The organism is Devosia sp. Root105, from assembly GCF_001424865.1.
Classification (GTDB): Bacteria; Pseudomonadota; Alphaproteobacteria; order Rhizobiales; family Devosiaceae; genus Devosia_A.
The window spans coordinates 23,612-47,753 of the sequence record NZ_LMCR01000016.1 but is presented as its reverse complement, the minus strand read 5'-3'; the positions used below and the strand labels follow the sequence as shown (position 1 = coordinate 47,753).

Genomic DNA, 24,142 nt, shown 5'->3' with positions numbered 1-24,142 from the left:
GGCGCCCCCTGAGCAACCAAGATTAGCCATATCGAAAATCCGTACCCTGAAGTCCTTGCGCCCTATGGAAAACTGTCACAACAGTCCCATATGACCTGAAGGGACCAGGGGAGGGGCAAGATAGAACTGTTCGCGCCGGAATTCGCACCGTTCACCGTTGCATTGATCGTCATGCTGGCGATCGGCGTAATCGAGTTGCTGTCCCTGTTCATCGGCTTTTCGCCCTCCGCCTCGATCGAGGCGGCGCTTCCCGGCGTCGATGTTCCCGATCTCGAGGCGCCGGAGCTCAGCGGCGCGGAGGTCGGCCCGCTCTCGCACGTGCTCAGCTGGTTCTCGGTCGGACGGCTGCCGTTCCTGGCGCTGCTGGTGATCTTCCTTACCGGCTTCGGGTTGAGCGGCTACATCGTCCAATGGGCCGCCAATAGCGCCACAGGCAGCGCCCTCAACCCGTGGATCGCCGCGGTCCCGGCGTTGATCGGCGCCGGCTACGCGACGCGCTATCTCGGGCGCTGGCTCGGCGACATTTTTCCCCGGGATCAGTCGGAAGCGGCCAGCCGCTCCGAGCTGGTCGGCAGCTACGCCACGATCATTCGCGGCGAGGCCAAGCAGGGCCAACCTGCGGAAGCCAAGACCACCGACCTCCGCGGTCGTACCCATTACATCCTGCTCGAGCCGGGTGAACCCGGCATGACCTACAGCGCCGGCGATAGGGTCTTTCTCGTCGGTCGCGACAAGAACATCTACCGCGCCATTACGCGCCTCACCCCGCCACAGGAATAGCTCCGCAATGTACGACCAGCTCATTTCGATCCTGATCTTGGCCGCCATCATCATCGTCGCGATCTTCGTGATCGGCATGATCATCGCGCGGCTCTATCGTCGCGCCAGCAAGGAAGTATCCTTTGTCCGCACCGGGTTCGGTGGGCAGAGGGTGATCATGAACGGTGGCGCGCTGGTGCTGCCGGTGCTGCATGAGACCATCCCGGTCAACATGAATACCCTCCGCCTCGAAGTGGTGCGCACCGCCGAACAGGCGCTGATCACCAAGGACCGCATGCGCGTCGACGTGCAGGCCGAGTTCTACGTGCGCGTGCAGCCGACCGCCGAGGCCATCGCCGACGCCGCCCAGACCCTGGGCCGCCGCACCATGGAGCCGCAGGCGCTGAAGGAACTGGTCGAAGGCAAGTTCGTCGATGCGCTGCGCGCTGTCGCTGCCGAAATGGCGATGGAGGAGCTGCACGAGCAGCGGGTCAGCTTCGTGCAGAAGGTGCAGGCTGCGGTGTCCGAGGATATCCTCAAGAACGGCCTCGAGCTCGAATCCGTGTCGCTCACCGGCCTCGATCAGACCAACCGGGAGTTCTTCAATCCCGACAACGTGTTCGACGCCGAGGGTCTCACCAAGATGACCCAGTCGATCGAGGATCGGCGCAAGACCCGTAACGACATTGAACAGAACACCCAGGTGGCGATCGCGCGGAAGAACCTCGAGGCGCAGCAGGAGCAGTTCACGATTACCCGTGACAGCGAGTATGCCCGCCTCAACAAGCCGCCAAGCTGAAGGCCGCCGCCACCGAGGTCACCTACGCCGTCGAGGCCGAGGGCAAGCAGAAGCTCAACGAGGCCGCCAACCGCCTGTCGCCCGAGCAGATCGCCATGAACATCCGCATGGCGCTGATCGAGGCGCTGCCGTCGATCATCGCGGAATCGGTGAAGCCGATGGAGAACATCGAGGGCATCAAGATCCTGCATGTCGACGGGCTCTCCGGTGGCGGTAGCCATGGCCAGGGGCTGAACGGTCATGCCGGCGGCGGGATCGCCGACCAGGCGGTCGATGCGGCGTTGCGCTACCGCAGCCAGGCCCCGCTGATCGATGCGCTGCTGGCCGAGCTCGGCCTCAAGGGCGGCTCGCTTAACGGCCTCGTCTCGTCGGCGGTGGCGCCGGCGCTCGATATCGACGAAGAGGACGACGAGGCAGGCGTGCCGGCGACCTGACAGCGACCCCCGCGTGCATAGGGCTGGTCTTCCGCGGGCGGTGCCCGTAGAAGTCAGCCCATGCAAGCTTATCTTCTCGTCGGAATCGGCGGCGCGCTCGGCGCCTTGGCGCGCTTTGGCGCGCAGAACTGGATCGGCAGCCTGCCCAATGGCTTCCCGGTGGCGACGTTCCTCGTCAACATCGTCGGTTCGATCGCCATGGGCGTGCTGGTCGGCGTCCTCGCCAAGACCACGCCGCAGTACCAGAACGAGATCCGGCTGTTCGTCGCCGTCGGCATTTTCGGCGGCTTCACCACGTTCTCGAGCTTTTCGCTCGACGCCATTACGCTGATCGAGCGCGGCGATATCCTGCTCGCCGCTTTCTACATCGTCGGCTCGGTGCTGCTGTCGCTGGCCGGGCTCTGGATGGGCATGCTGGCCATGCGGGTGGTCGCATGAGTGGCGTCCGGCAACAGGTCGTCGCCCGCGACGAAGACGGCATGCGGCTCGACCGCTGGTTTGCGACGCACTTCCCGCAGGTCACCTTCGGGCATCTGCAGAAGCTGCTGCGCTCCGGCCAGATCCGCGTCGACAGCGGCCGCGTAAAGGCCAACGCCCGCCTCGCGGCGGGGCAGGTGGTGCGCGTGCCGCCGATCGAAGCCGCACCGGAGCGGGCCGAGGGCGAGATCAATTCGCGCGACGCCGACTTCCTCAGGGACATCATCCTCTACGAGGACGACGAACTCTACGTCTTCAACAAGCCGCACGGCCTTGCCTCGCAGGGCGGTTCGGGCACCAAGCGGCACATGGATGGGCTGCTGAAGAGCCTCCCTAACAAGAAGGGCGAGGCGCCGCGGCTGGTACACCGGCTCGACCGCGATACTTCCGGTTGCCTCGTCGTCGCCAAGACCAAGGCGGCGGCGGCGCATTTCGGCGAAGTGTTCTCGTCACGCCAGGCGCGGAAGATCTATTGGGCCGTGGTGTGGGGCAACCCGCACCCCAAGCAGGGCTCGATCTCGTGCTTCCTCGCCAAGCAGGCGACCACCGATGGCGAGCAGATGGTGGTGGTGCCGCAGGGGACGCCTGGCGCACAGCACTCGATGAGCTACTACTCAACCACCGACACGGCTGCCCGCCGCTTCGCCTGGGTGACGCTGAAACCGGTGACCGGGCGCACGCACCAGCTGCGCGTCCACATGGCGCAGCTGCACAACCCGATCATGGGCGATCCGCGCTATTTCAATATCGAGAACTGGACACCGCCGGACGAAATCTCGAAGGGCCTGCACCTCCACGCCCGCCGCATCCGGTTGCCGCTGCGCAACGGGCAACTGCTCGATGTTTCGGCGCCGCTGCCGCCGCATATGCAGGCGACCTTCGACGTGCTCGGCTTCGATGCCGATCGCTACGACGTGCAGGATCAGGATCCGGAACAGGACTGATCAAATCGCCGCGAGCGCCGGACGAAACGCGGAGCTCGCGTGTTCACCCTGTTGCGGCCCATTCCGGGCGCACAGGGAGATGCCAATGAAAACGATCGTTCTCGCCGCTGCCACCGCGGCAACCCTCGCCATTGCTGCACCGGCCATTGCGCAGGACGCGACCAACATGACCTTCTTCGTCACCAGCGTCGGTGCCGGGGACGGCGCCAATCTCGGCGGGCTCGATGGGGCAGACGCCCACTGTGCCAAGCTGGCGGAAGCCGCTGGCTCGACCGGTAAGACCTGGAAGGCCTATCTCAGCGCCGATGGCGTCAACGCCAAGGACCGGATCGGCGCCGGGCCGTGGCAGAACTTCAAGGGCGACGTGATCGCCACCGATGTCGCCAACCTGCACAGCGCCGATAACAAGTTGACCAAGGCGACCGCGCTGTCCGAGACCGGGAACCCGATCAACGGGCGCGGTGACGATCCGAACCAGCACGACATCCTCACCGGCTCCAATCCGGATGGCACCTTGGCCGCCGGCCAGACCTGTGGCGACTGGACGCTGAACGGCGAAGGCAGCGCCATCGTCGGCCATTCCGATCGCACCGGTCTCGATGAGTCCGACGCAGCAAAATCCTGGAACTCCTCGCATCCGTCGCGCGGCTGCAGCCAGGAGAACCTGGTCGGCACGGGCGGCGCGGGTCTTCTCTACTGCTTCGCCGCGATGTAGACTTACATCCAGTGGCGCAGGGCGTGACACGCCCTGCGTTTTATGGTTCTGAACGGGCCGAATTCAGGGGGAACTCCCGTGCGGCTCATCGTCTTCGATATGGATGGAACACTGATCGATACCCAGGCGCTCATTTCCGAGCATATGGGGTCCGCGTTCCGCTCGCTCGACCTGCCGGCGCCGACGCCGGCAGAGGTTCGGCAGATCATCGGATTGTCACTGCCCGTCGCAGTCGGCCAACTGGCCGGCACCAGCGATATCGATGTGATCGAAGGCATCGTCGGGCAGTACAAGAGCTTCTACAAGGCGTCGCTCGAGCACGAGTTCGATCGTGAGCCGCTCTACCCGGGCGCCCGCGAGGCGCTGGACCGGCTGCGCGAGCAGAAGGGCACTGTGCTGGGCATTGCCACTGGCAAGGGCCTCACCGGTGTCGCTCGGATCCTCGACAACCACCGGATCACCGGGCACTTCACCACTCTGCAGACGCCCGACCACAACCCGTCCAAGCCGCATCCCGGCATGCTGCTCAGCGCCATGGAAGAGACCGGCGCCGCCCCCGAGCAGACGGTGATGATCGGCGACACGGTGTTCGACATGGAGCTGGCCCGCGCCGCCAAGGTGCGCTCGATCGGCGTCAGCTGGGGCTATCACGATGCCGCCGAGCTGATCAAAGCCGGGGCAGGGACCCTGATCCACGACTACTCCGAGCTCGATGCCGCCATCGAGCGCGTGCTGGAATAGCAGCAGCCGGGGCAGTTTTCCGCGATCGAGCTATGCCTTTCGCGGGGCGTGACACGCCCGGCAAATTGTGGTTCTGAGCGGGCTTGGAGCGGGAATTGCGTTTCGTTGAATCGCACTCCCGCTCCAAGTCTTTGTTTTGTCGCGAGATCGAACCGGAAAGGTCTGCAACCTTTCCTGATCTCGCTCTGGGCAGGAGTTCTCCCGATGCGGCTGGTCGTCTTCGATCTCGATGGCACGTTGATCAATTCCGAGGCGCTGATCATCGAGACGGTCCGCGAATCCTTTGCCGCGGTGGGGCAGGCGATCCCCAGCGACGACGCGATCCGCTCCATCTCGGGCATCACCGCGCGCGATGCCATGGGCATACTCGCACCTGATGCCGACAGCGACCGGATCGACGTGATCCTCAACGCCTACCGCGCGACATACCTGCAGAAGGCCGGGCTCGCCCGCGAACCGATGTTCGAGGGTGCACTAGATGCGCTCGATCGCCTGCAGGCCGACCCGGAAACCATCCTCGCCGTGGCCACCGGCAAGGGCCATGCCGGCGCCATTACGCTGCTTGAGCGCCACGAGATCATCGGTCGCTTCAACTCGATCCAGACCCCGGCCCACAACCGCGGCAAGCCCGACCCGCAGATGATCGAGACGGCAATGGAGGCGGCCGGCATCCGCCGCGAAGCCACCGTAATGATCGGCGACACCTCACACGACATGAAGATGGCCCGCAACGCCAACGTCAAAGCTCTCGGCGTAGCCTGGGGCTATCACTCGGTGGCCGATCTCGAGGCCGCAGGCGCCGACCTGGTCATCCATCGCATGGATCAACTGGTCGACGCCGTGGACAAGCTATTGGAGGCCTGATGCGCGAGTTCCTCGAAGACGCCGACAAACATCGCGACGACGGTTACGGCCGGGCGCAGCACCTCAACAAGGTCGAGCTGCCCAAGCGCTTCTACAAGGATGTGGGGGTCGGGTCGGCGCCGGGCGGCTTTGCGGTGACGCTGGACGGCAAGACGCCACGCACGCCGGCGCAGAAGCCGGTGGTGGTGCCGTATCAGCCGGTGGCCGCCGCCATGGCCGAGGAATGGGCAGCGCAGCAGCAGTTCATCGACCCCAAGACCATGCCGATGGTCCGGCTGATCAACTCGGCCGTTGAGGCCGGCGATGAGCGCCTAGAGGCGCTGCGCGAGGAGATCGTCAAATATTCGGGCAACGACCTGCTGCTTTATCGCGCCGACACGCCGCGTGAGCTCGTCGCCGAGCAGGAGCGGGTGTGGGACGCGGTGCTGGTGAAGCTTGCCCGCCACTTTGAGATCGGCTTCCAGCCCACGATCGGCATCCTGCACCAGCCGCAGCCGGCGCCGACGCTGGAGCGCCTGCGCGCCTCGCTGGCCGATGCCGAGCTGATCGAGGCGGTCGCGCTCAACTCGCTGACCGGCATTACCGGTTCGGGCCTGCTCAGCATCGCGCTGCGGGAAGGGTTACTGACCTCGGAAGAGGTCTGGACCGCCGCCCATGTCGACGAGGACTACAACATCCGGCTCTGGGGCGAAGTCGAGGAAGCCACGGAGCGCCGCGCCAAGCGTCGGATGGAGTTCGACGCAGCAGTGCGGGTGCTGGAGATGGTGAGGGCTCCCTGACCGCCGCTTGAGGCCGTTATCGGGTCATCTCAGCGAAAGCACATGGGCCCTAACTTACTGTCGTGTCCCACACACCGGCTGTCATCCCAGCGAAAGCTGGGACCCATCCATCCACTTGCACTGCGGCGAGTTGGGTCCCAGCTTTCGCTGGGATGACACCGAGTTTGGGGCGCTGTCTGGTGGCAAATTGGCCGAGCGGCCCTGGATCAGAGCTGCGGGGACCCAGCGCACATGCGCGAAGCGGGGACCTCCGTTTGCGATCTCGCCTGCTGCACCAAAACAGAGGTTCCCGCTTTCGCGGAATGACCCCGGTGGCTGTGGCACTAACTCGTTCGTCCCACGATCCACTCCGCCACCTCGGGCGCGATCTCGCGCAGCGGCGCCAGCACGAAGTCGCGCTCATGCGCATAGCGGTGCGGCACATGCAGGCGCTCGGTGTCGAGCTCCAACCGTTCATAAGCCACCACATCGATGTCGATGCGCCGCGGGCCCCAGCGGATGTCGCGGACCCGCCCCATCTCGCGCTCGATGCCGAGACAGGCGTCGAGCAGCTCGAGCGGCGCAAGGCTGGTCTCGACCTCCACCACCATGTTGGAGAAATCCGGCTGGTCGGTCTTGCCCCAGGGTTTGGTGATCAGCATCGAGGATTGCGCCACGACGGCGATGCCCGGCCAGGCGTTCAGCCGGTCCACTGCCTCGCGCACCTGCGCTGAGGGATCGCCGATATTGGCACCGAGGCCGAGCCACGCGCGTGCCATCAGCGATCATCCCGGTGGCGATGCAGCTCGATGGCGGCCTCGCCGGCGACCATGGCGATCGGCGCCGAGGGCTTCTTCACCCGCACCTCTATCCAGCGGATCGCCGGAAACGCCTCGAACAGCCGGTCGACGATACGCTGGCCCACTGCCTCGATCAGCTTGAACCGCTGCGCCTCGAACGCTGCCTTCGCCACCTCGTAGATCTCGGCATAGGAGATCGAGTGTTCGAGCTCGTCGCTGCGGCCGGCTTGGCCGAGGTCGACGCCGCACACCAGGTCGACGAAAAAGCGCTGCCCCAGCACCGCTTCCTCCGGCATCACGCCGTGATAGCCGAAGAACCCCAGGTCGCTGAGGATGATGCGGTCGCCGCTGAAGTCTTTGGTCACGTCTGAATTCCTAATCTGCGGGTCCATATAGGGCCGCCTCGGCGACGCGCAAGGCATCGCGGTTGGGCCGGATGTCGTGGACCCGGAAGATGTGGGCGCCGGCGGTATAGCCAAGCACCGAGGTCGCGATGGTGCCCGCCAGCCGCTCGTTGGCCGGCATATCGAGCAACTTACCGATCATCGACTTTCGCGAGGTGCCGACCAGCACCGGAAAGCCCATAGCCACCAGCTCCGGCAGCCGCCGCAGGATCTCGTAGTTCTCGCTCAGCGATTTGGCGAAGCCGAAGCCGGGGTCGAGCACGATGCGGTCACGCGTCACGCCGGCCTTGTCGGCGATATCGAGGGTGACGTCGAAGTACCTGGCCATCTCGGCCATCACGTCGCGGCCGGTGTCGCGCGCCTTGTCCCAGTGCATCACCACCAGCGGGGTGCCGTGCTCGGCCGCTACCGCCGCCACCTCCGGCTCGCGCTGCAGTCCATGGACGTCGTTGATGATAGTCGCTCCGGCAGCAATCGCCTGTTCGGCGACCTCGGCCTTATAGGTATCGATTGAGATCGGCGCCGTGATCCCGTCGGCCCGCAGGGCCGCGATCACCGGCAGGACCCGCGTCAGCTCGTCGGCCACCGAAACCTCCTCGGCTCCTGGTCGCGTGCTCTCGCCGCCGATGTCGATGATATCGGCCCCCTCGGCCAGCATCAGCCGCGCCTGCGCCAATGCCGCCGGCGCCGCATCGAAGCGGCCGCCGTCGGAAAAGCTGTCGGGGGTGACGTTGAGGATGCCCATCAGCCGGGCGGTGCGGCCAAGCCGCAGGGCGGCGCCGCCAGGCGCCAGCTCATACTCGCGGTGCCCAGACATCAGCCGGCGACGGCGGTCGGCTTCAGGTCGTCCTTGGCGGCCACCGCAGAGGGCACCGCGAACAGGTCGTACTCGTCCGACTCGGTCACTAGCACCGACACCTTGTCGCCCACCTTGATGCCGTCGGCTTCGTGGATGATCACGGTGCCGTCGATCTCGGGCGCATCCCACTGGCTGCGTCCGATGGCGCGGCCGGTATCGGGCTCGACGTCGTCAACCAGCACGTCGATGGTGCGGCCGACCTTCTTGGACAACACATGTGCCGAGATGTCCTGCGCCACTTCCATCAGGCGCTCGTAGCGCTCGCGTTTCAGCTCATCGGGGACGATGCCCTCGATATCGTTGGCGGGCGCACCGGTCACCGGCTCATACTCGAAGCAGCCGATGCGATCGATCTCGGCCTCTTCCAGCCAATCGAGCAGGAACTCGAAATCTTCCTCGGTCTCGCCGGGGAAGCCGACGATGAAGTTGGAGCGGATGGCCAGGTCGGGGGCGATGGCGCGCCAGGCCTTGATCCGGTCGAGCGTCTTCACCTGATTGGCCGGGCGGCGCATCGACTTCAGCACCGACGGGGCGGCGTGCTGGAACGGAATGTCGAGATAGGGGAGGATCTTCCCCTCGGCCATCAGCGGAATGACGCTGTCGACATGCGGGTAGGGGTAGACATAGTGGAGCCGGGTCCACACGTCCATCTTGCCCAGTTCCTCGGCGAGGGTCTGGAAGCGCGCCTCGATATCGCGGCCGCGAAACTTCGAGCTCTGGTACTTGACGTCGAGGCCGTAGGCCGAGGTGTCCTGCGAGATCACCATGATCTCCTTGACGCCCGTCGCCACCAGCCGCTCCGCCTCGTACAGCACCGAAGCAATCGGGCGGGAGACGAGGTCGCCGCGAATCTGCGGAATGATGCAGAAGGTACAGCGGTTGTTGCAGCCTTCGGAAATCTTCATGTAGGCGTAGTGCCGCGGCGTCAGCTTCAGGCCGGCTTCCGGCACCAGGTCGACGAACTTGTTCGGCACCGGCGGCACATGCAGGTTCACCGCGTTGACCACATCCTCGTACTGGTGCGGCCCGGTGACGGCGAGCACGCTCGGATGCGTGGCGCGGATCATCTCTTCTTCGACGCCGAGGCAGCCGGTGACGATGACGCGGCCATTGGCGCCGACGGCCTCGCCGATCGCCTCGAGGCTTTCCTTCTTGGCGCTGTCGAGGAAGCCGCAGGTATTGACCAGCACGACGTCCGCGCCGGAGTAGTCGCGCGAGAACGAATAGCCCTGCGAACGCAGCGTCGTCATGATGCGTTCGGAGTCAACGAGAGCCTTGGGGCAGCCGAGGCTGACCAGACCGATTTTCGGAGCTTGTGTCATTGGCGCGTGCCTATGCGCCAAACTCGGGAAAAAAGCAATGATCGGCACTCTGCGATGGAAGCAGGGCAGCCCTGATCACGGCCGATCACGAGCCCGTCAGATTACCAAACCTTCAGTTGACCCGAATCCTGAGCCTCGTGCTCTTGTTTCCGATGCGCCCACCTCCGAGGCGTCCAGCAGGAAAAAGACCCATGAATCTCGAAGCCCTCAACCGGTACCAGCCGCAGGCGCTGGCCGTTCTCCGCATCGTCGCCGCGCTCTGCTTCATGGCCCATGGCACGCAGAAAATGTTCGGCTTTCCGGCCTCAGGTGGCGGCGGCGGGTTCGAGCTGTTCTCGCTGATGGGCCTCGCGGCTGTGCTCGAAGTGTTCGGCGGCCTCGCCATCCTGCTTGGCGTCTTCACCCGCCCGGTGGCTTTCATCCTCGCCGGCCAGATGGCCTATGCGTTCTGGTTCGTGCACGTGCCGATGATGGGGCAGGGCAACATCATCCCGGTCGCCAATGGCGGCGATGGGGCCGTGCTGTTCTGCTTCGTATTCCTCTACCTGGTCTTCGCCGGCCCCGGCGCCTGGAGCGTCGACGAAGTCATGAAGTCGCGGCGCTCGCTCGTCACTGCCTGATCCCTGGAGATCATCGAAGTGGGCGAGCCACCCGCCCCAACGAAAAAGGCCGCCCTTCGGGGCGGCCTTGTTGTTTCAGATATCGGGCTTTTCGGTCGGTGGCGGCGTGCGCCTCGCGGTCCGTCGCACCGCAGGCGTGGTTGGCTCTACATCCGCGCCCTCGCTCGTCTCGTCTTCGTAAGGTTCGTCCTCGGCGATGTCGTGGATGGCGTCGCGTACCTCGTCGATCAGCGAGGTCGGCACGCGGCTGAGGCTCACCGTGCGGGTGACTGTCTCGTTCGCCTTGAAGAACACCAGCAGCACTTCGCACACGATGCGCAGCACGATCAGGAACAACGCGCCATACACCGCGATCTCGAGGATGCCCCACAGGCCATCGCCGAAATTGCGGCCGAAGCTGACGAACAGGTGCCCCACCGACCAGAGCAGCAGTGCCGCCAGCCCGGTGACGTAAAGCACCGGCACCAGTCGCGGCGAGAGGATGGTCTCGAGCCTGAACAGCGTCGGGCTGAGGAAGATTTTCTTTAGGTCGTCCAGCGTCATGGCCTCACCCCCATGGAATCGGTCACCCAGAAAATGCGTGCGTCACGCGGCACTGACAAGGCCTTCCGGGCGCAGATCTGCCGTGGCGCCAAAGCGCCGCTCGAAGGCGGTGCGCAGCGCGGCATCGACTTCGGCCATGGCGACCAGCTGTCCGAGATCCTCAAAACTGGTCACGCCCTGGTCGGAGATGCCGCACGGCACGATGCCATCGAAGTGTGAAAGGGTCGGCGACACATTGATCGCAATGCCGTGGAAGGTCACCCAGCGGCTGACCCGCACGCCGATCGCTGCCACCTTGTCCTCGCGGCCAGAGCCCTTATTCGGCCGCGCCACCCAGACGCCGATCCGGCCATCGCGCCGCTCGCCCCGGATGTTGAAGGCGGCGAGCGTATCGATGATCAGCCCCTCGAGCCCCTGCACCAGGCAGCGCACGTCGCGGCCGCGCTGGCGCAGATCGAGCATGAAGTAGACCACCCGCTGGCCAGGGCCGTGATAGGTGTACTGCCCCCCGCGCCCGGCGTCATAGACCGGGAAGCGGTTGGGCGACAGCAGGTCCTCCGGCGCCGCCGAGGTGCCCGCCGTATAGAGCGGCGGATGCTCGAGCAGCCATACCTGCTCGCTGGCCGCACCGTCCGCCACGGCTGCCGCCCGCGCCTTCATCGCCTCCAGCGCCTCGGGGTAGGGCACGTACCCCTCCGAGATTCGCCACTCGACCGGCACCCCATCGGCGCGGAACAGCTTGGTCCCGGTGTCGCAAGTTGGGTCAGTCGTTAACGCTTCGGTAAGCATGGGTGTCCAATGCTCTCTCACAAGGGGCCCGCGCGATTCAGCCGGGATGGTCGGTCGCGGTTTATGTATGAACACTCTAGACAATATTGAAGTCGATATCACCGTCGAGCTGGGCGCGGCGATCATGCCGGTGCACCACCTGCTGCGCATGGGCCGCGGCGCGGTGATCGAGCTCGACACGGGCGAGAGCGACCCATTGCGCGTCTATGCCAACAACACGCTGATCGCGCGCGGCGAAGTGAAGGTCGAGGACGGCCGCCTCAGCGTCGAGCTCACCGAAAAAGTCCGCCGCCCGGCCTGATTTCGAGTTTGGCGGCGAGCGTTTGCATAACGGCAATTAATCGCTTGCACCCGCCAACGAGCGTTGCTACACGCTGCCTCGCTTCGCCGCTTCGGCGTCGCTCCTACCTCGGCGTGCGGTCGTGGCGGAATTGGTAGACGCGCAGCGTTGAGGTCGCTGTGCCGCAAGGCGTGGAAGTTCGAGTCTTCTCGACCGCACCAGGTTCTCTAGAGATCCTGCAGTCCAAAACAAGCGGCTCCCCTAGGGGAGCCGTTGTTGTTTGGGGCATCGGAAGCTGAACCGCTATTTTCCCTTCCAGCCCAACAGCCGCATGGCGTTGATCGTCACCAGCACCGTCGCGCCAGTATCCGCGAGGATCGCCGGCCACAGGCCCGTGACGCCGATAATCGTGGTGACGAGGAACACCGCCTTCAGCCCGAGCGCCACGGTGATGTTCTGGGCGATGTTGCCCATCGTGGCTTTCGACAGCCCGATCATGTTGGCGATGTCGGCGACGCGGCCGTGGAGGATGGCGGCGTCGGCGGTTTCGAGCGCTACGTCGGTGCCGCCGCCCATGGCGATGCCGATATCGGCGGCGGCGAGGGCAGGGGCGTCGTTGATGCCGTCACCGATCTTGGCCACCACACGGCGCTGTTGCTGCAGTTCGCGGACGATGCGCTGCTTGTCCTCGGGCAGGAGGCTGGCGCGCACCTCGATGCCGAGAGCGGCGCCGATGGCTTTGGCGGTCCGCTCGTTATCGCCGGTTAGCATCACCGTGCTGACGCCATCAGCCTTGAGGCGGCGCAGCCCATCCGCCGCGTCGACGCGCGGCTCGTCGCGGATGGCAAGGAGGCCGGCGACCTGATCGCCGACTAGCAGCACCGAGACAGTCTTGCCGGCATCATTGAGCGCGCCGATCCGCTCGCGCAGCGCCGCATCGAACGGCACCTGCTCTTCGGCCGCCTTGGGCGAGGCGAGGAACAGGGTCTCGCCGCCGACCTTGCCGGTGACACCCTTGCCGGGCACCGCCTTGGCGCCGGCCGCGGGCGGCACGAACGCCTTGTCGGCCTGGGCGCGGGCCAGCACAGCCACTGCCAGCGGATGGCTTGAGCCGCTCTCCAGTGCAGCCGCCAGCGACAACACCTGAGACTCCGAGCGTCCGATGCCGACAATGTCGGTGACCTGCGGCTTGCCCTCGGTGAGCGTGCCGGTCTTGTCGAGCGCGACGGTGTCGATCCGGCGCAACTGCTCCAGCACGGCGCCACCCTTCAGCAGCAGCCCGCGACGCGCGCCGGCCGAGAGGCCGGCGGCGATCGCCGCCGGGGTCGAAATCACCAGCGCGCAGGGGCAGCCGATCAACAGGATGGCGAGGCCCTTGTAGATCCACTCGTCCCAGGGCTGGCCGGCCAGCAGCGGCGGCAGGATGGCGACCAGCGCGCCCACCACCAGCACGCCCGGCGTATAGTATTTCGAGAACTTGTCGATGAACCGCTCGGTCGGCGCCTTGCTTTCCTGCGCTTCCTCGACCAGTCGCACGACGCGGGCAATGGTGTTGTCGGCGGCGGCCGCAGTCACCCGCACGCGCAGCACGGCATCGGCGTTAATGGTGCCGGCGAATACCTCGTCGCCGACGCTCTTGGTCCTGGGCACGCTCTCGCCGGTCACCGGGGCTTCGTTGATGGCGGAACTGCCGTCGACGATGACACCGTCCGCGGCGATGCGGTCGCCAGGCCGAACGAGGATGGTGGCGCCGACAGCCAGTTGCGCCGCGGGGACCTCGGTGGTCGTGCCGTCCTTCTCGACCAGCGCCAGCTTGGGCACCAGGTCGGCGAGGCCACGAATGCTGGCGCGGGCCCGGCCGGCGGCAACGCCCTCGAGCAGCTCGCCGACGAGGAACAGCAGCACCACGGTAGCCGCTTCCTCGGTGGCGCCGATGAACACCGCGCCGATGGCGGCAATGGTCATCAGCGTCTCGATCGAGAACGGCGTGCCGGTCATGCCGGCGACGACGGCGCGCCGCGCCACCGGGATCAGGCCCACCGCCATGGCGACGAAGAACGCCCAATGGCCGATTTGAGGGAACAACTGCCCGGCAATATAGGCCGCCGCGAGCGCGCCACCGGAGATGAAGGTCAGCAGGGCCTTCCGCGTTTTCCACCACGGGCCATCAATGATCTCGCCATGCCCAGAGTGATCGTGATCATCTCCGGAGTGATCATCCCCGGAGTGGTCGTGGCTGTGATCGGAGTGGTCATGATCGTGCCCATGATCATGTCCGGCATGGCTATGGTTCCCCACCGCGGGAGCGGCAGGCCCGGTATGGGCGGATCGGGCGGGGGCGATCTGGTAGCCAAGCGCCTTGACCTGCCGCTCGATGGCGCCCTTGGCGACCTCACCCGAGCGCGTCACGGTCATCGTGCCATTGGGGAGCGACACGCCGACCCCGCCGACGCCGGGAAGCCGGCCGACGGCGTTCTCGATCTTGGTCACACAGGCGGCGCAGTCCATGCCGCCAATGCGGAATTTCAGCTTCTCGGCGGCCTCGGACATGCGGCACTCCTTGGATTCTTAATCATGTCCGCATACATCTAGGACCTCTAGCCACTAGAGGATCAAGGGGTGAATGCGATGAATCTGCCGATCGGCGAATTGTCCCGACGGACCGGCGTCAAGGTTCCGACCATCCGCTTTTACGAGCAGATCGGCCTGCTGCAGTCGCCGCCGCGTACCGAGGGCAATCAGCGCCGTTACGGTAAGCCCGAGGTGGAGCGGCTCAATTTCATCCGCCATTCGCGCGAGCTCGGCTTCGAGGTCGAGGATATCCGCGAGTTGCTCGAGATGGCCGCGTCGCCGCAGGCCTCATGCCACCAGGCCGACAGCATCGCCCGCAACCACCTGACCGAGATCGACCGCCGCATCGCCAGCCTCTCGGCGCTGCGCGGCGAACTGACCCGGATGGTCGAGGAATGCGGCCATGGGCGAATCTGCGATTGCCGGATCATCGAAGTGCTGGCCGACCACGGCGAGTGCGTGACCGAGCACGCGCACTAGAGCGCTTCACATGGTGCGCAGCGGCCGAGCTGACCAACTAAGATCACCTCACCCACGATGACAGCGGGTGGGTGGGTGAAGGGTCGAGCCCAAGCTGCAGCCCAATCCCGGACCTTACTCCCGGCGAGCCGACGGCGGGTATTTGCCGTTGGCGTAGCCGAGGAAGATGCCGGCGATGATGCCGAGCACCACGCCGCCGATCAGCAGCATGATGCCGGGTCCCACGGCGCCGCCGATCGCTTCTGGGCTGGCGTTCGGGCCGAAGGCGGTCAGCAGCGGCCCCAGGATGGCGCCGATCAGGCCGAGCCCCATCAGCATGATGGCGCCGAAGAGCAGCTTGCTCCCGACATTGACCGAGAACGGATCCGGATGCTCTGCCATTTGCCACGCCCCCTCAAGCGTCCACGCCCCTACCAACAGGCGTGGACCACAGCTTAGCGCGACGAGGCTACACTGCAAGTAATACTGAGGTTTGGCGCGGCTAGGCTTGCCAGGCGAGCACGGTGTTGCCGGCCCGACAGAAGCTCACGCCAAGCTGGCCGGATTCACCGACCCAGCTATGCGTCTCGCCGTCGCGGCTGAGGGCATGACCGGCACGGCGGAGTTCGGCGACGATCATGCCCACCTGATTGTGCCAGTCGCGCGTCCCGGGCGCCGCCGCCAACCGGGAGCGGATCGCTGCCTGCTGTTCGTCGAGCCGTTGGGTTCGCTCGGCTGCGTCGAGAGCCAGCAGCGCGGCGCGGCTGATTGGGTGGATGTCGTCGGCCGCGGGCCGGATGAACAGATCAAGCGCGGCCATCAGACCACCTCCGCCAGATGAAAGTTGCGGGCCACGGTGAAGTCGCGGAGCCCGAAGGCCGGCAGCTTGCCGGGGACAATGGCGTCAGCGACGGCCGTGCGATCCTCAACGTCGGTGGCGTCCACCACCACCCGGACGAACGGCTCGGCCATGCCGAGCCGCACCTTTTCCTGCAGCTCGAACAGCAGCACCCGCACATTGCCGCGGCTCTCGCAGGCGATGCACTCGGCGCCCGGATCATGAGCGTGCAGTGGTGGATCGAGATGCACCACTGCGGTATCGCGCCCACCAAAGCGGCCGAGGGCCGCCTTGTCGGTGACCACGGTCACCGGCACGGAAGTGGCACGGCGGGCGAACGGGGCAGGGGAGGTCATACCGCCTCCTTGTCCGAGCTCGGGATGTAGTTGAGGATCGGCCCGAGCCAGCGTTCGACTTCGCGGATCGCCATGCCCTTGCGCCGGGCATAGTCCTCCACCTGGTCACGTTCCACCTTGGCGACACCGAAATAGAAGCTCTCGGGGTGGCTCAGATACATGCCAGACACCGATGAGCCCGGCCACATGGCGTAGCTCTCGGTCAGCTCGACGCCGATGCGCTGCTTGGCGTTGAGCAGGTGGAACAGCGTCGTCTTCTCGGTATGGTCGGGCTGGGCCGGATAGCCCGGGGCAGGGCGGATGCCCTGGTAAGGCTCGCCGATCATCTCGTTGGGTGCGAAGGTTTCCGCGGCGCCATAGCCCCAGAATTCCTTGCGCACCCGCTCGTGCATCAGTTCGGCGAAGGCCTCGGCGAAGCGATCGGCCAGCGCCTTGATCAGGATCGACGAGTAGTCGTCGTTCCGCCGCTCGAAGCGCTCGGCAATGATGTTCTCCTCGAGCCCCGCCGTGACCACGAAGCCCCCCAGATAGTCCGGGATGCCCTCGGGCGCGACGAAGTCGGCCAGGGCCATGTGCGGCTTGCCGCCGGTCTTCGAAAGCTGCTGGCGCAGGGTGAAGAACGTCGCCAGCTGATCCTTGCGATCTGCATCGGTATAGAGCCGAATGTCGTCGCCGACCTGGTTGGCGTGCCAGAAGCCGATCACCGCCTTGGGGCGGAACCAGTTCTTCTGGATCACTTCCTTCAGCATCTTCTGCGCGTCGTCCCAGAGCTGGCGCGCCGCCGGCCCCTGGTCCTTGTCCTCGAGGATCGCCGGGAAGCGGCCCTTCAGTTCCCAGGCCTGGAAGAACGGCGTCCAGTCAATGTACCTGGCGATCTCAGCCAGGTCGTAGTTCTCGAACACTCGCGTGCCGAGGAAGCTCGGCTTGGGCGGCACGTAGCCATCCCATTTCGGCTGGAAGCGGTTGGCGCGGGCGGTTGCCAGCGATGTCCGCTGCTTTTCCGCCTCGCTCTGCCGATGCTTCTCGGCGAGCCGCTCGTACTCGGCCTTCACATCCTGGACGTAAGCCGGGCGCTGCTCCTGCGACAGCAGCGACGACACCACGCCCACGGCGCGGCTGGCGTCGTGTACGTGCACGGTCGGGCCGCCATGATACTGCGGATGGATCTTCACCGCGGTGTGGACGCGCGAGGTCGTGGCGCCGCCGATCAGCAGCGGCACGTGGAAGCCTTCGCGCTCCATCTCGGAGGCAACATGCACCATCTCGTCGAGCGACGGGGTGATGAGGCCGCTGAGCCCGATGACGTCGACATTCTCCGCCTTCGCCACCTCGAGGATCTTCGCCGTCGGCACCATGACGCCGAGGTCGATGATCTCGTAGTTGTTGCAGGAGAGGACCACGCCGACGATGTTCTTGCCGATGTCGTGCACATCGCCCTTCACCGTCGCCATCAGCACCTTGCCGGCGCTGCGGCGGCCGGTAGCGTTGCCATCGGCGTTCTTCTCCGCCTCCATGAACGGGAGAAGGTGCGCCACCGCCTGCTTCATTACCCGCGCGGATTTTACCACCTGCGGCAGGAACATCTTGCCGGAGCCGAACAGGTCACCGACCACGCTCATCCCGGCCATCAGCGGGCCCTCGATGACGTGCAGCGGCCGCTCGGCGCTGAGCCGCGCTTCCTCGGTGTCGGCGTCGATGAACTCGGTGATGCCGTTGACCAGCGCATGCGAGATGCGCTCGGCCACGGGCTTGGTCCGCCAGGTCAGGTCCTTGGCCTTCTGCTCGCCGCCGGCCTGGCCCTTGAACTGCTCGGCAATCTCCAGGAGCCGCTCGGTCGAATCCGCCCGGCGGTTGAAGATCACGTCCTCGCAGGCCTCGCGCAGCTTCGGCTCCAGCGTGTCGTAGACCGCCAGCTGGCCGGCGTTGACGATGCCCATGTCCATGCCCGCCTGGATGGCGTGGTAGAGGAACACCGAGTGCATCGCCTCACGCACCGGCTCGTTGCCGCGGAAGGAGAAGCTGAGGTTGCTCACGCCACCAGAAATATGTGCGTGCGTAAGGGTTTGCCGGATGGTCCTCGTGGCTTCGATGAAGGCGATGCCATAGCCGACATGCTCCTCGATGCCGGTGGCGACAGCGAAGATGTTGGGGTCGAAGACGATGTCCTCGGGCGGGAAACCGACTTCCTCGGTCAGGAGCTTATAGGCCTTCGAGCAGATCTCGACCTTGCGCTCATAGGTGTCGGCCTGGCCCTGCTCGTCGAAGGCCATCACCACCACGGCCGCACCGTAGCTGCGCACCAGGCGGGCGGTTTCGAGGAATTTCTCGACCCCTTCCTTCATGGAGATCGAGTTGACCAGCGCCTTGCCCTGTACGCATTTCAGGCCCGCCTCGATCACCTCGAACTTCGAAGAATCGATCATCAGCGGTACGCGGGCGATATCGGGTTCGGCGGCGAGCAGGTTGAGGAACTCGACCATCACCTTCTGGCTGTCGAGCAGCCCCTCGTCGACGTTGATGTCGATAACCTGGGCGCCGTTCTGCACCTGGTCGCGCGCCACTTCGAGCGCGGCGGTGTAGTCGCCGGCGGTGATGAGCTTGCGGAACTTGGCCGAGCCAGTGACATTGGTGCGCTCGCCGATGTTCACGAACGGGATGTCGCCGGTGAGCGTAAACGGCTCGAGGCCGCTCAGCCGCAGGAAGGTCGGCACCTCGGGGATCTTGCGCGGCTTGTACTTTCCAACTGCTTCCTTGATCGCCCGGATGTGGTCCGGGGTCGAACCGCAGCAGCCGCCGACGATGTTGAGGAAGCCATCCCGCGCAAAGCCCTCAAGCTGGCGCGCCATGAATTCCGGCGTCTCGTCATAACCGCCGAACTCGTTGGGGAGGCCCGCATTGGGATAGGCGCAGATCAGCGTGTCGGCGACATCGGAGAGCTCGTTGATATGGGCGCGCATGGCATTGGCGCCGAGCGCGCAGTTGAGCCCGATGGTGAAGGGCTTGGCGTGCCGCACCGAGTACCAGAACGCCGTCGGCGTCTGGCCGCTCAGCGTACGGCCGCTGAGGTCGGTGATGGTGCCGGAGATCATCACCGGCAGCTCGTTGCCGCGCTCTTCGAAGATGCGCTGCGCCGCAAAGATGCCGGCCTTGGTGTTGAGCGTGTCGGTGATGGTCTCGAACAGCAACAGGTCGGCGCCACCGTCGATCAGCCCGTTGATCTGCTCGGCATAGCCTTTGACGATCTCATCGAAAGTGATCGCCCGGTGCCCCGGCGAGTTCACGTCCGTCGACATCGATGCCGTCTTGTTCAGCGGCCCGAGTGCGCCGGCCACAAAGCGGCGCTTCCCATCGATGTCGAAGGCCTGCTGCGCCGCCTCGCGCGCCAACCGGGCGCCCTCGAGGTTGAGTTCATAGGCGAGCGCCTGCATGCCATAATCGGCCATGACGATGTCGGTGGAGGAGAAGGTGTTGGTCTCCACCATGTCGGCGCCGGCAAGATAATATTGCAGGTGGATGGCGCGGATCGCGTCGGGCTGGGTCAGGTTGAGCAGGTCGTTATTGCCCCGCACATCCTTGTGCCAATCCTTGAAGCGCTCGCCGCGATAGGCGGCTTCATCGAGCTTCAACTGCTGAATCATGGTGCCCATGGCGCCATCGAGGATCAGGATGCGTTCGGAGGCCGCCTGGGTAAGGGCTGCCCGCACCTCCTCGCCCTTGGGCAAGGAATTTCTATCGATCTCAATGTGTTGAGCTTCAGTCATCGCTCGACTTTCCAACGTCTGTCACGCCAAACTGCGTTCACCGCCGGCACACTCGCATGGCGGGATATAAAGATATCTTTATATGAGTGCCGACCGCCCGGCAAGCAAGCCCGTTCCCGTTCTCGGCCGGGAGAACGAAAACGTTCCCCACGGGGAGAACGAAAACGTTCCTCCGGGAACTGCAACGCTCGATCAGGACTTTCGCTTTCATGACAATGCCGATCCTCCTCGTTCCCGGTCTCAACTGCACCGCCGAGATCTATGCCCATCAGGTGCCGGCACTGTGGCAGTTCGGGCCGGTGACCATCGCCAACCACACCGAGGGCAGTTCGATGCAGCAGATTGCGGCATCGATTCTTAGCGACGCGCCGCCTGAGTTCGCCCTCATCGGCTTCTCGATGGGCGGCTACCTGGCGTTCGAAATGCTCAGGCAGGCGAGGGGGCGGGTGCTGAAGCTGGCGCTGCTCGACACTTCAGCGCGACCAGATACCCCCGAGGCGGTCGAGAAGCGGCGAACGGCCATCGCATTGACGGAGCAGGGGAAGTTCAACCTCGCCATCGCACAGTCGTTCCCGAACGCGGTGCATCCCGACCACGTCGGCGATGCGGCGCTCAAGGCGCTGCATGTGCGCATGGCCACGGCGAATGGCGGCGAAACCTATATCCGGCAGCAGACCGCCATCATCGGCCGGCCGGACTCCCGCCCCGAACTCGGCGCCATCGCGGTGCCGACGCTGGTGGTAGTCGGCGACAAGGACGCAATCACCGTTCCCGAGGCCGCCCGCGAGATGGCCACCGGGATTGCCGACGCCAGGCTCGTCGTGGTCCCCAGGGCCGGGCACATGGCGCTGGTCGAGCAGCATGCCACCGTTACCGCGGAACTCACGGAATGGGCGGCTAAATAGCTGGCATTTGAAGCAAATTAACCCGGCCGCAACCACGTTGCGGTTCGATGCGATCATCCCCGCACGGCTTTCGGTATGGTGCGGAAATCTCTCGATGGGTTGATCTGGTTTTGGCAGTGTTTTCTCGCGACCTTCGCGCGGCCGCCCGGCTGCTTGCTCTTGCTGTGCTCCTGGCGCCGGTTGTGGCTGCCTGCAGCAGCGATGGGGGAGGGGTGCCGCACATCAAGCGCTCCGCTTTCAGCTCCAAGGAGTTCGGCGTCGCCGTCAGCCCGCGCGTCACCAATGCCAAGAACCCGCCCAAGGGCGGCGGCCGCTACATGGTCGGCAAGCCCTACACAGTGCGCGGCGAAGTCTATGAGCCGATCGAGAACCCGATCGGCTACGTCGCCTCGGGCGGCGCCTCCTGGTACGGCAACGACTTCCATGGCCGGCGCACCGCCAATGGCGAGATCTTCTCAGCCAACGCCATTTCCTGCGCCAGCCCCGTGCTGCCGCTGCCGAGCTATGTCCGCGTCACCAATGTCGACAATGGCCGCTCGATCGTCTGCCGCGTCAACGATCGCGGCCCGTACCTCCATGGCCGGGTGATGGACCTCAGCTACCGGACCGCCGAGATCCTCGGCTATGCCGGCAACGGTGTCGGCAATATCCAGGTGCAGTATATCGGCCCGGCGCCGCTCAATGGCGACGACACCCGCATGCTGCTCGCCAGCGTCGACAAGCCAACGCGCATGGAGCAGGGGGCTACCCGCCTCGCCATGAACGAAGAGCGTCCGAACCTCATCGGCGGCATCATCGACATGTTCGGCTATGTCGACAGCGGTGCGGCCGACGAGGCCATTACCGGCGCCCACGCGGCGGCCAACGCCATGGCGACCCGCTCGGGCTCGCTCGACTCCTGGGTGGCGACGGTCGACGAGGACAAGCGCGCCATCAAGCTGGAGCTCGGCGTGTTCGCCGATGCCACGAGGGCCGATGACGTGGCGCTGCAGTTCGCCATGCTGGGCGCGGTCGACGAGGATGCCGTGCGCATCCCCGGCGCTGATGCCACACGCCTGACACTCACGCATCTTAAGCCCGGTGTGGCGCGGGATGATGTGATGTCGCTCGCCAGGCAACTTGGACTCAAGGACCTGGTGCTCTATTAGTTTGAGAGCGGTCGAGCATTGACCGCGATCGGGGTTGAGATTGCGGAATTTTGGCCTGAAACTGCTGGTCGCCCTGTTTGCCGTCTGTCTGGCGGCACCCGCACACGCGCAGGATTTCGACACCAAGGCGCCGTTTGCCGTACTGATGGACTACGAGTCCGGCACGATCCTGTTCAACAAGGCAGGTGACGAGCAGCTCGAGCCCGCCAGCATGGCCAAGCTGATGACGCTGGCCGTGGTGTTCGACCAACTGCAGTCGAAAAAGCTCCAGCCCACCGACGAGTTCTTCATTTCCGAGCATGCCTGGCGCGATGGCGGCGCCTCATCGGGCGGCTCGACCATGTTTGCCGAGCTGAACTCGAAGATCCCGGTGATGGATCTGGTCCGCTCGGTGATCATCCAGTCCGGCAACGACGCAGCGATCGCGCTGGCCGAGGGCATCGCCGGGAGCGAGCTCAGCTTCGCCCAGATGATGAACCAGCTGGGGAAGGAAATCGGCCTCAGCGGCTCGAACTTCGTCAACGCTACCGGCCTGCCCGACCCGGCGCAGTTCTCGACGGCGCGCGACCTTGCGACCATCGCCCGCTTCATCATCGCGCAGTTCCCCGAGTACTACCCAATCTTCTCGGAGAAGGAGTTCACCTGGAACAAGATCCGCCAGATGAACCGCAACTCGCTGCTCGAGATCGGCATCGGTGTCGATGGGCTGAAAACCGGCCACACCGAAGCCGCCGGCTATGGCGAGGTGGTTTCGACTGCCGCCACCGGCCGCCGTCTCATCGCCGTGCTGCATGGCCTCAAATCGATGACCGAGCGCACCGAAGAGGCGCGCAAGCTCGTCACCTGGGGCACCCGCGGCTTCGAGCTGATTCCGGTCTTTCCTGAGGGCTCGGCCATCTCGCACGCCGATGTCTATGGCGGCAGCGCCGGGCAGGTGTCGCTGGTGGGCAAGGGCAGCATCGATCTGTTCCTGCCCAAGGGCGCGCAGAACTGCCCGCAGGCCACGGTCACCTACAAGGCGCCGATCCGCCCGCCTGTGCAGAAGGGCGATCAACTGGCCCAGCTCAATGTCATGTGCAACGGCGCCGTGGTACAGGTCACCCCGCTCTACGCGGGCGAGGACGTCGCCGACGGCGATATCGTCCGCAAGGCAACCGACGCGCTCAAGGAACTGGCGCTCGGCTGGTTGTAGAGCACTTCCCCGCCTCCTTGAGTCGTGGCAGTGCTCTACCTGTTTGATTTGTCGCGCTTTCGAACCGGAAAAGTCTGCAACTTTTCCTGAAAGCGCTCCGGGTTCGGGAACGCAAAGCAATGCTCGATGTGCCGGCGAAACCCGCCGCCCGTTTCATCACCTTTGAGGGCGGCGAAGGCGTCGGCAAGTCGACGCAGGTCAAGCGACTGCTGGTGCGGCTGAACCGCATGGACATCGAAGCCGTCCGCACCCGCGAGCCCGGCGGCACGCCCAAGGCCGAAGCGGTCCGCGCCTTCATCCTGCAGGGGCGCTCCGAGAGCTGGGGCGCCGGGGCCGAGGCCGTGCTCTTCGCCGCCGCCCGCTACGACCATGTCAGCTCGCTCATCGCCCCCAGCCTCAGCAGCGGCAAATGGGTGATCTCCGACCGCTTCCACGATTCGACCCGGGCCTATCAGGGCCTTACCGGCGGCGTCGACGACAAGCTGATCCGCGGGCTCGAAACGCTGGCGCTCGATGGGCACCAGCCCGACATCACCTTCATCCTCGACATGGACCCGGCCGTCGCCTTCGCGCGGGTCAACAACCGCGAGATCGAGAAGGCGCTGGCCGAGACCGGCGATCGCTTCGAGAAGGAAGATCTCGAGTGGCACCGCCGCCTGCGCCAGGCTTTCCTCGCCATCGGCAAGGCCAATCCCGAGCGCTGCGTCGTGTTGCCCGCCGGCCAATCGGAAGATGCGCTGGAGCAGGAGATCTGGGATACGCTGAACCGGCGCTTCCCCGAGCTCGAGGCAAAGGCCGACTGAA

The 24,142-nt window shown here is 65.4% G+C and carries 27 protein-coding genes and 1 tRNA gene; 17 read left to right on the top strand and 11 right to left on the bottom strand.

Annotation, left to right across the window (positions count from 1 at the left end):
- Positions 1–120 precede the first annotated feature (120 nt).
- From ASC68_RS16235 to ASC68_RS16195, 9 genes are all read left to right on the top strand, one after another.
- Positions 121–780: a YqiJ family protein gene (locus tag ASC68_RS16235; protein WP_349236244.1), complete on the top strand. Its 660-nt coding sequence runs from the start codon at positions 121–123 to the stop codon at positions 778–780.
- Between the two features lie 7 nt (positions 781–787).
- A complete protein-coding gene (locus tag ASC68_RS29195) occupies positions 788–1,558 on the top strand; it encodes an SPFH domain-containing protein (RefSeq protein ID WP_055881430.1) in 771 nt (256 codons plus the stop codon).
- A complete protein-coding gene (locus ASC68_RS29190) occupies positions 1,555–1,992 on the top strand; it encodes a flotillin domain-containing protein (RefSeq protein ID WP_055881429.1) in 438 nt (145 codons plus the stop codon). The genes ASC68_RS29195 and ASC68_RS29190 overlap by 4 nt, the downstream gene beginning before the upstream one ends.
- A gap of 60 nt (positions 1,993–2,052) precedes the next feature.
- Positions 2,053–2,430, top strand: coding sequence for a fluoride efflux transporter CrcB (gene crcB, locus ASC68_RS16220; RefSeq protein WP_055881426.1), 378 nt, complete (start codon positions 2,053–2,055; stop codon positions 2,428–2,430).
- Complete coding sequence (locus ASC68_RS16215; protein ID WP_055881423.1) at positions 2,427–3,413, top strand: RluA family pseudouridine synthase; 987 nt, start codon at positions 2,427–2,429, stop codon at positions 3,411–3,413. The genes crcB and ASC68_RS16215 overlap by 4 nt, the downstream gene beginning before the upstream one ends.
- Positions 3,414–3,498: 85 nt before the next feature.
- Positions 3,499–4,128, top strand: coding sequence for a hypothetical protein (locus ASC68_RS16210; protein WP_055881420.1), 630 nt, complete (start codon positions 3,499–3,501; stop codon positions 4,126–4,128).
- Between the two features lie 78 nt (positions 4,129–4,206).
- Positions 4,207–4,869 (top strand): HAD-IA family hydrolase, encoded by a 663-nt coding sequence (locus ASC68_RS16205; protein ID WP_055881417.1) that lies wholly within the window; start codon positions 4,207–4,209, stop codon positions 4,867–4,869.
- 204 nt (positions 4,870–5,073) lie between these two features.
- On the top strand, positions 5,074–5,733 hold the full coding sequence (locus tag ASC68_RS16200; protein ID WP_055881416.1) for an HAD-IA family hydrolase: 660 nt from the start codon (positions 5,074–5,076) through the stop codon (positions 5,731–5,733).
- The gene (locus ASC68_RS16195) at positions 5,733–6,512 is read left to right on the top strand and encodes an ATP12 family protein (RefSeq protein WP_055881413.1); all 780 of its coding nucleotides are present in this window, start codon (positions 5,733–5,735) and stop codon (positions 6,510–6,512) included. Before ASC68_RS16200 ends, ASC68_RS16195 begins: the two co-directional genes overlap by 1 nt.
- A 323-nt stretch (positions 6,513–6,835) precedes the next feature.
- On the opposite strand, the gene folK is transcribed toward ASC68_RS16195, so the two are convergent.
- The 4 genes from folK to rimO are packed head-to-tail and all read right to left on the bottom strand — an operon-like array spanning position 6,836 to position 9,876.
- A complete protein-coding gene (folK, locus tag ASC68_RS16190) occupies positions 6,836–7,270 on the bottom strand; it encodes a 2-amino-4-hydroxy-6-hydroxymethyldihydropteridine diphosphokinase (RefSeq protein WP_055881410.1) in 435 nt (144 codons plus the stop codon).
- Positions 7,270–7,656, bottom strand: coding sequence for a dihydroneopterin aldolase (gene folB, locus ASC68_RS16185; RefSeq protein WP_248310551.1), 387 nt, complete (start codon positions 7,654–7,656; stop codon positions 7,270–7,272). Before folB ends, folK begins: the two co-directional genes overlap by 1 nt.
- Positions 7,657–7,666: 10 nt before the next feature.
- Positions 7,667–8,512: a dihydropteroate synthase gene (gene folP, locus ASC68_RS16180; protein WP_055881405.1), complete on the bottom strand. Its 846-nt coding sequence runs from the start codon at positions 8,510–8,512 to the stop codon at positions 7,667–7,669.
- Positions 8,512–9,876 carry a 30S ribosomal protein S12 methylthiotransferase RimO gene (gene rimO / locus ASC68_RS16175; RefSeq protein WP_055881403.1) on the bottom strand — a complete coding sequence of 455 codons (1,365 nt, stop codon included), beginning with the start codon at positions 9,874–9,876 and terminating at the stop codon, positions 8,512–8,514. Before rimO ends, folP begins: the two co-directional genes overlap by 1 nt.
- A gap of 191 nt (positions 9,877–10,067) precedes the next feature.
- Here rimO and ASC68_RS16170 point away from each other — a divergent pair, with 191 nt between their 5' ends.
- Entirely contained in the window at positions 10,068–10,496 is a 429-nt protein-coding gene (locus tag ASC68_RS16170; RefSeq protein WP_055881400.1) for a DoxX family protein, read from the top strand.
- A gap of 75 nt (positions 10,497–10,571) precedes the next feature.
- Here ASC68_RS16170 and ASC68_RS16165 read toward each other — a convergent pair whose 3' ends face one another.
- Together ASC68_RS16165 and lipB are read right to left on the bottom strand one after the other, a co-directional pair.
- Positions 10,572–11,039 (bottom strand): DUF4282 domain-containing protein, encoded by a 468-nt coding sequence (locus tag ASC68_RS16165; protein WP_055881397.1) that lies wholly within the window; start codon positions 11,037–11,039, stop codon positions 10,572–10,574.
- A 42-nt stretch (positions 11,040–11,081) separates the two neighbouring features.
- The gene (gene lipB / locus ASC68_RS16160; RefSeq protein WP_055881395.1) at positions 11,082–11,828 is read right to left on the bottom strand and encodes a lipoyl(octanoyl) transferase LipB; all 747 of its coding nucleotides are present in this window, start codon (positions 11,826–11,828) and stop codon (positions 11,082–11,084) included.
- A gap of 67 nt (positions 11,829–11,895) precedes the next feature.
- On the opposite strand from lipB, the gene ASC68_RS16155 reads away from it, so the two are divergent.
- Both ASC68_RS16155 and ASC68_RS16150 read left to right on the top strand, forming a co-directional pair.
- Entirely contained in the window at positions 11,896–12,129 is a 234-nt protein-coding gene (locus ASC68_RS16155) for a FliM/FliN family flagellar motor switch protein (protein WP_055881391.1), read from the top strand.
- Between the two features lie 115 nt (positions 12,130–12,244).
- A tRNA-Leu gene (locus tag ASC68_RS16150) sits at positions 12,245–12,329 on the top strand.
- Positions 12,330–12,411: 82 nt separating this feature from the next.
- On the opposite strand, the gene ASC68_RS16145 is transcribed toward ASC68_RS16150, so the two are convergent.
- Positions 12,412–14,658, bottom strand: a complete 2,247-nt coding sequence (locus ASC68_RS16145; RefSeq protein WP_055881388.1) for a heavy metal translocating P-type ATPase — start codon at positions 14,656–14,658, stop codon at positions 12,412–12,414.
- Positions 14,659–14,736: 78 nt separating this feature from the next.
- On the opposite strand from ASC68_RS16145, the gene ASC68_RS16140 reads away from it, so the two are divergent.
- Positions 14,737–15,159: a helix-turn-helix domain-containing protein gene (locus ASC68_RS16140; RefSeq protein ID WP_055882505.1), complete on the top strand. Its 423-nt coding sequence runs from the start codon at positions 14,737–14,739 to the stop codon at positions 15,157–15,159.
- Positions 15,160–15,273: 114 nt separating this feature from the next.
- Here ASC68_RS16140 and ASC68_RS16135 read toward each other — a convergent pair whose 3' ends face one another.
- The 4 genes from ASC68_RS16135 to metH all read right to left on the bottom strand — a co-directional run bounded on the left by ASC68_RS16135 (position 15,274) and on the right by metH (position 20,093).
- A complete protein-coding gene (locus tag ASC68_RS16135) occupies positions 15,274–15,540 on the bottom strand; it encodes a hypothetical protein (protein WP_055881386.1) in 267 nt (88 codons plus the stop codon).
- Positions 15,541–15,640: 100 nt separating this feature from the next.
- Positions 15,641–15,958: a hypothetical protein gene (locus ASC68_RS16130; RefSeq protein ID WP_055881383.1), complete on the bottom strand. Its 318-nt coding sequence runs from the start codon at positions 15,956–15,958 to the stop codon at positions 15,641–15,643.
- The gene (locus ASC68_RS16125; protein WP_055881381.1) at positions 15,958–16,332 is read right to left on the bottom strand and encodes a hypothetical protein; all 375 of its coding nucleotides are present in this window, start codon (positions 16,330–16,332) and stop codon (positions 15,958–15,960) included. Before ASC68_RS16125 ends, ASC68_RS16130 begins: the two co-directional genes overlap by 1 nt.
- Positions 16,329–20,093, bottom strand: a complete 3,765-nt coding sequence (metH, locus tag ASC68_RS16120; RefSeq protein WP_055881379.1) for a methionine synthase — start codon at positions 20,091–20,093, stop codon at positions 16,329–16,331. Before metH ends, ASC68_RS16125 begins: the two co-directional genes overlap by 4 nt.
- A gap of 209 nt (positions 20,094–20,302) precedes the next feature.
- On the opposite strand from metH, the gene ASC68_RS16115 reads away from it, so the two are divergent.
- The 4 genes from ASC68_RS16115 to tmk all read left to right on the top strand — a co-directional run bounded on the left by ASC68_RS16115 (position 20,303) and on the right by tmk (position 24,141).
- Positions 20,303–20,998 (top strand): alpha/beta fold hydrolase, encoded by a 696-nt coding sequence (locus ASC68_RS16115; protein WP_055881376.1) that lies wholly within the window; start codon positions 20,303–20,305, stop codon positions 20,996–20,998.
- Between the two features lie 212 nt (positions 20,999–21,210).
- Positions 21,211–22,146: a septal ring lytic transglycosylase RlpA family protein gene (locus ASC68_RS16110; RefSeq protein WP_055881374.1), complete on the top strand. Its 936-nt coding sequence runs from the start codon at positions 21,211–21,213 to the stop codon at positions 22,144–22,146.
- Positions 22,147–22,186: 40 nt separating this feature from the next.
- Complete coding sequence (locus ASC68_RS16105) at positions 22,187–23,338, top strand: D-alanyl-D-alanine carboxypeptidase family protein (RefSeq protein WP_248310550.1); 1,152 nt, start codon at positions 22,187–22,189, stop codon at positions 23,336–23,338.
- A 119-nt stretch (positions 23,339–23,457) separates the two neighbouring features.
- Positions 23,458–24,141, top strand: coding sequence for a dTMP kinase (gene tmk, locus ASC68_RS16100; RefSeq protein ID WP_055881369.1), 684 nt, complete (start codon positions 23,458–23,460; stop codon positions 24,139–24,141).
- Position 24,142 lies beyond the last annotated feature (1 nt).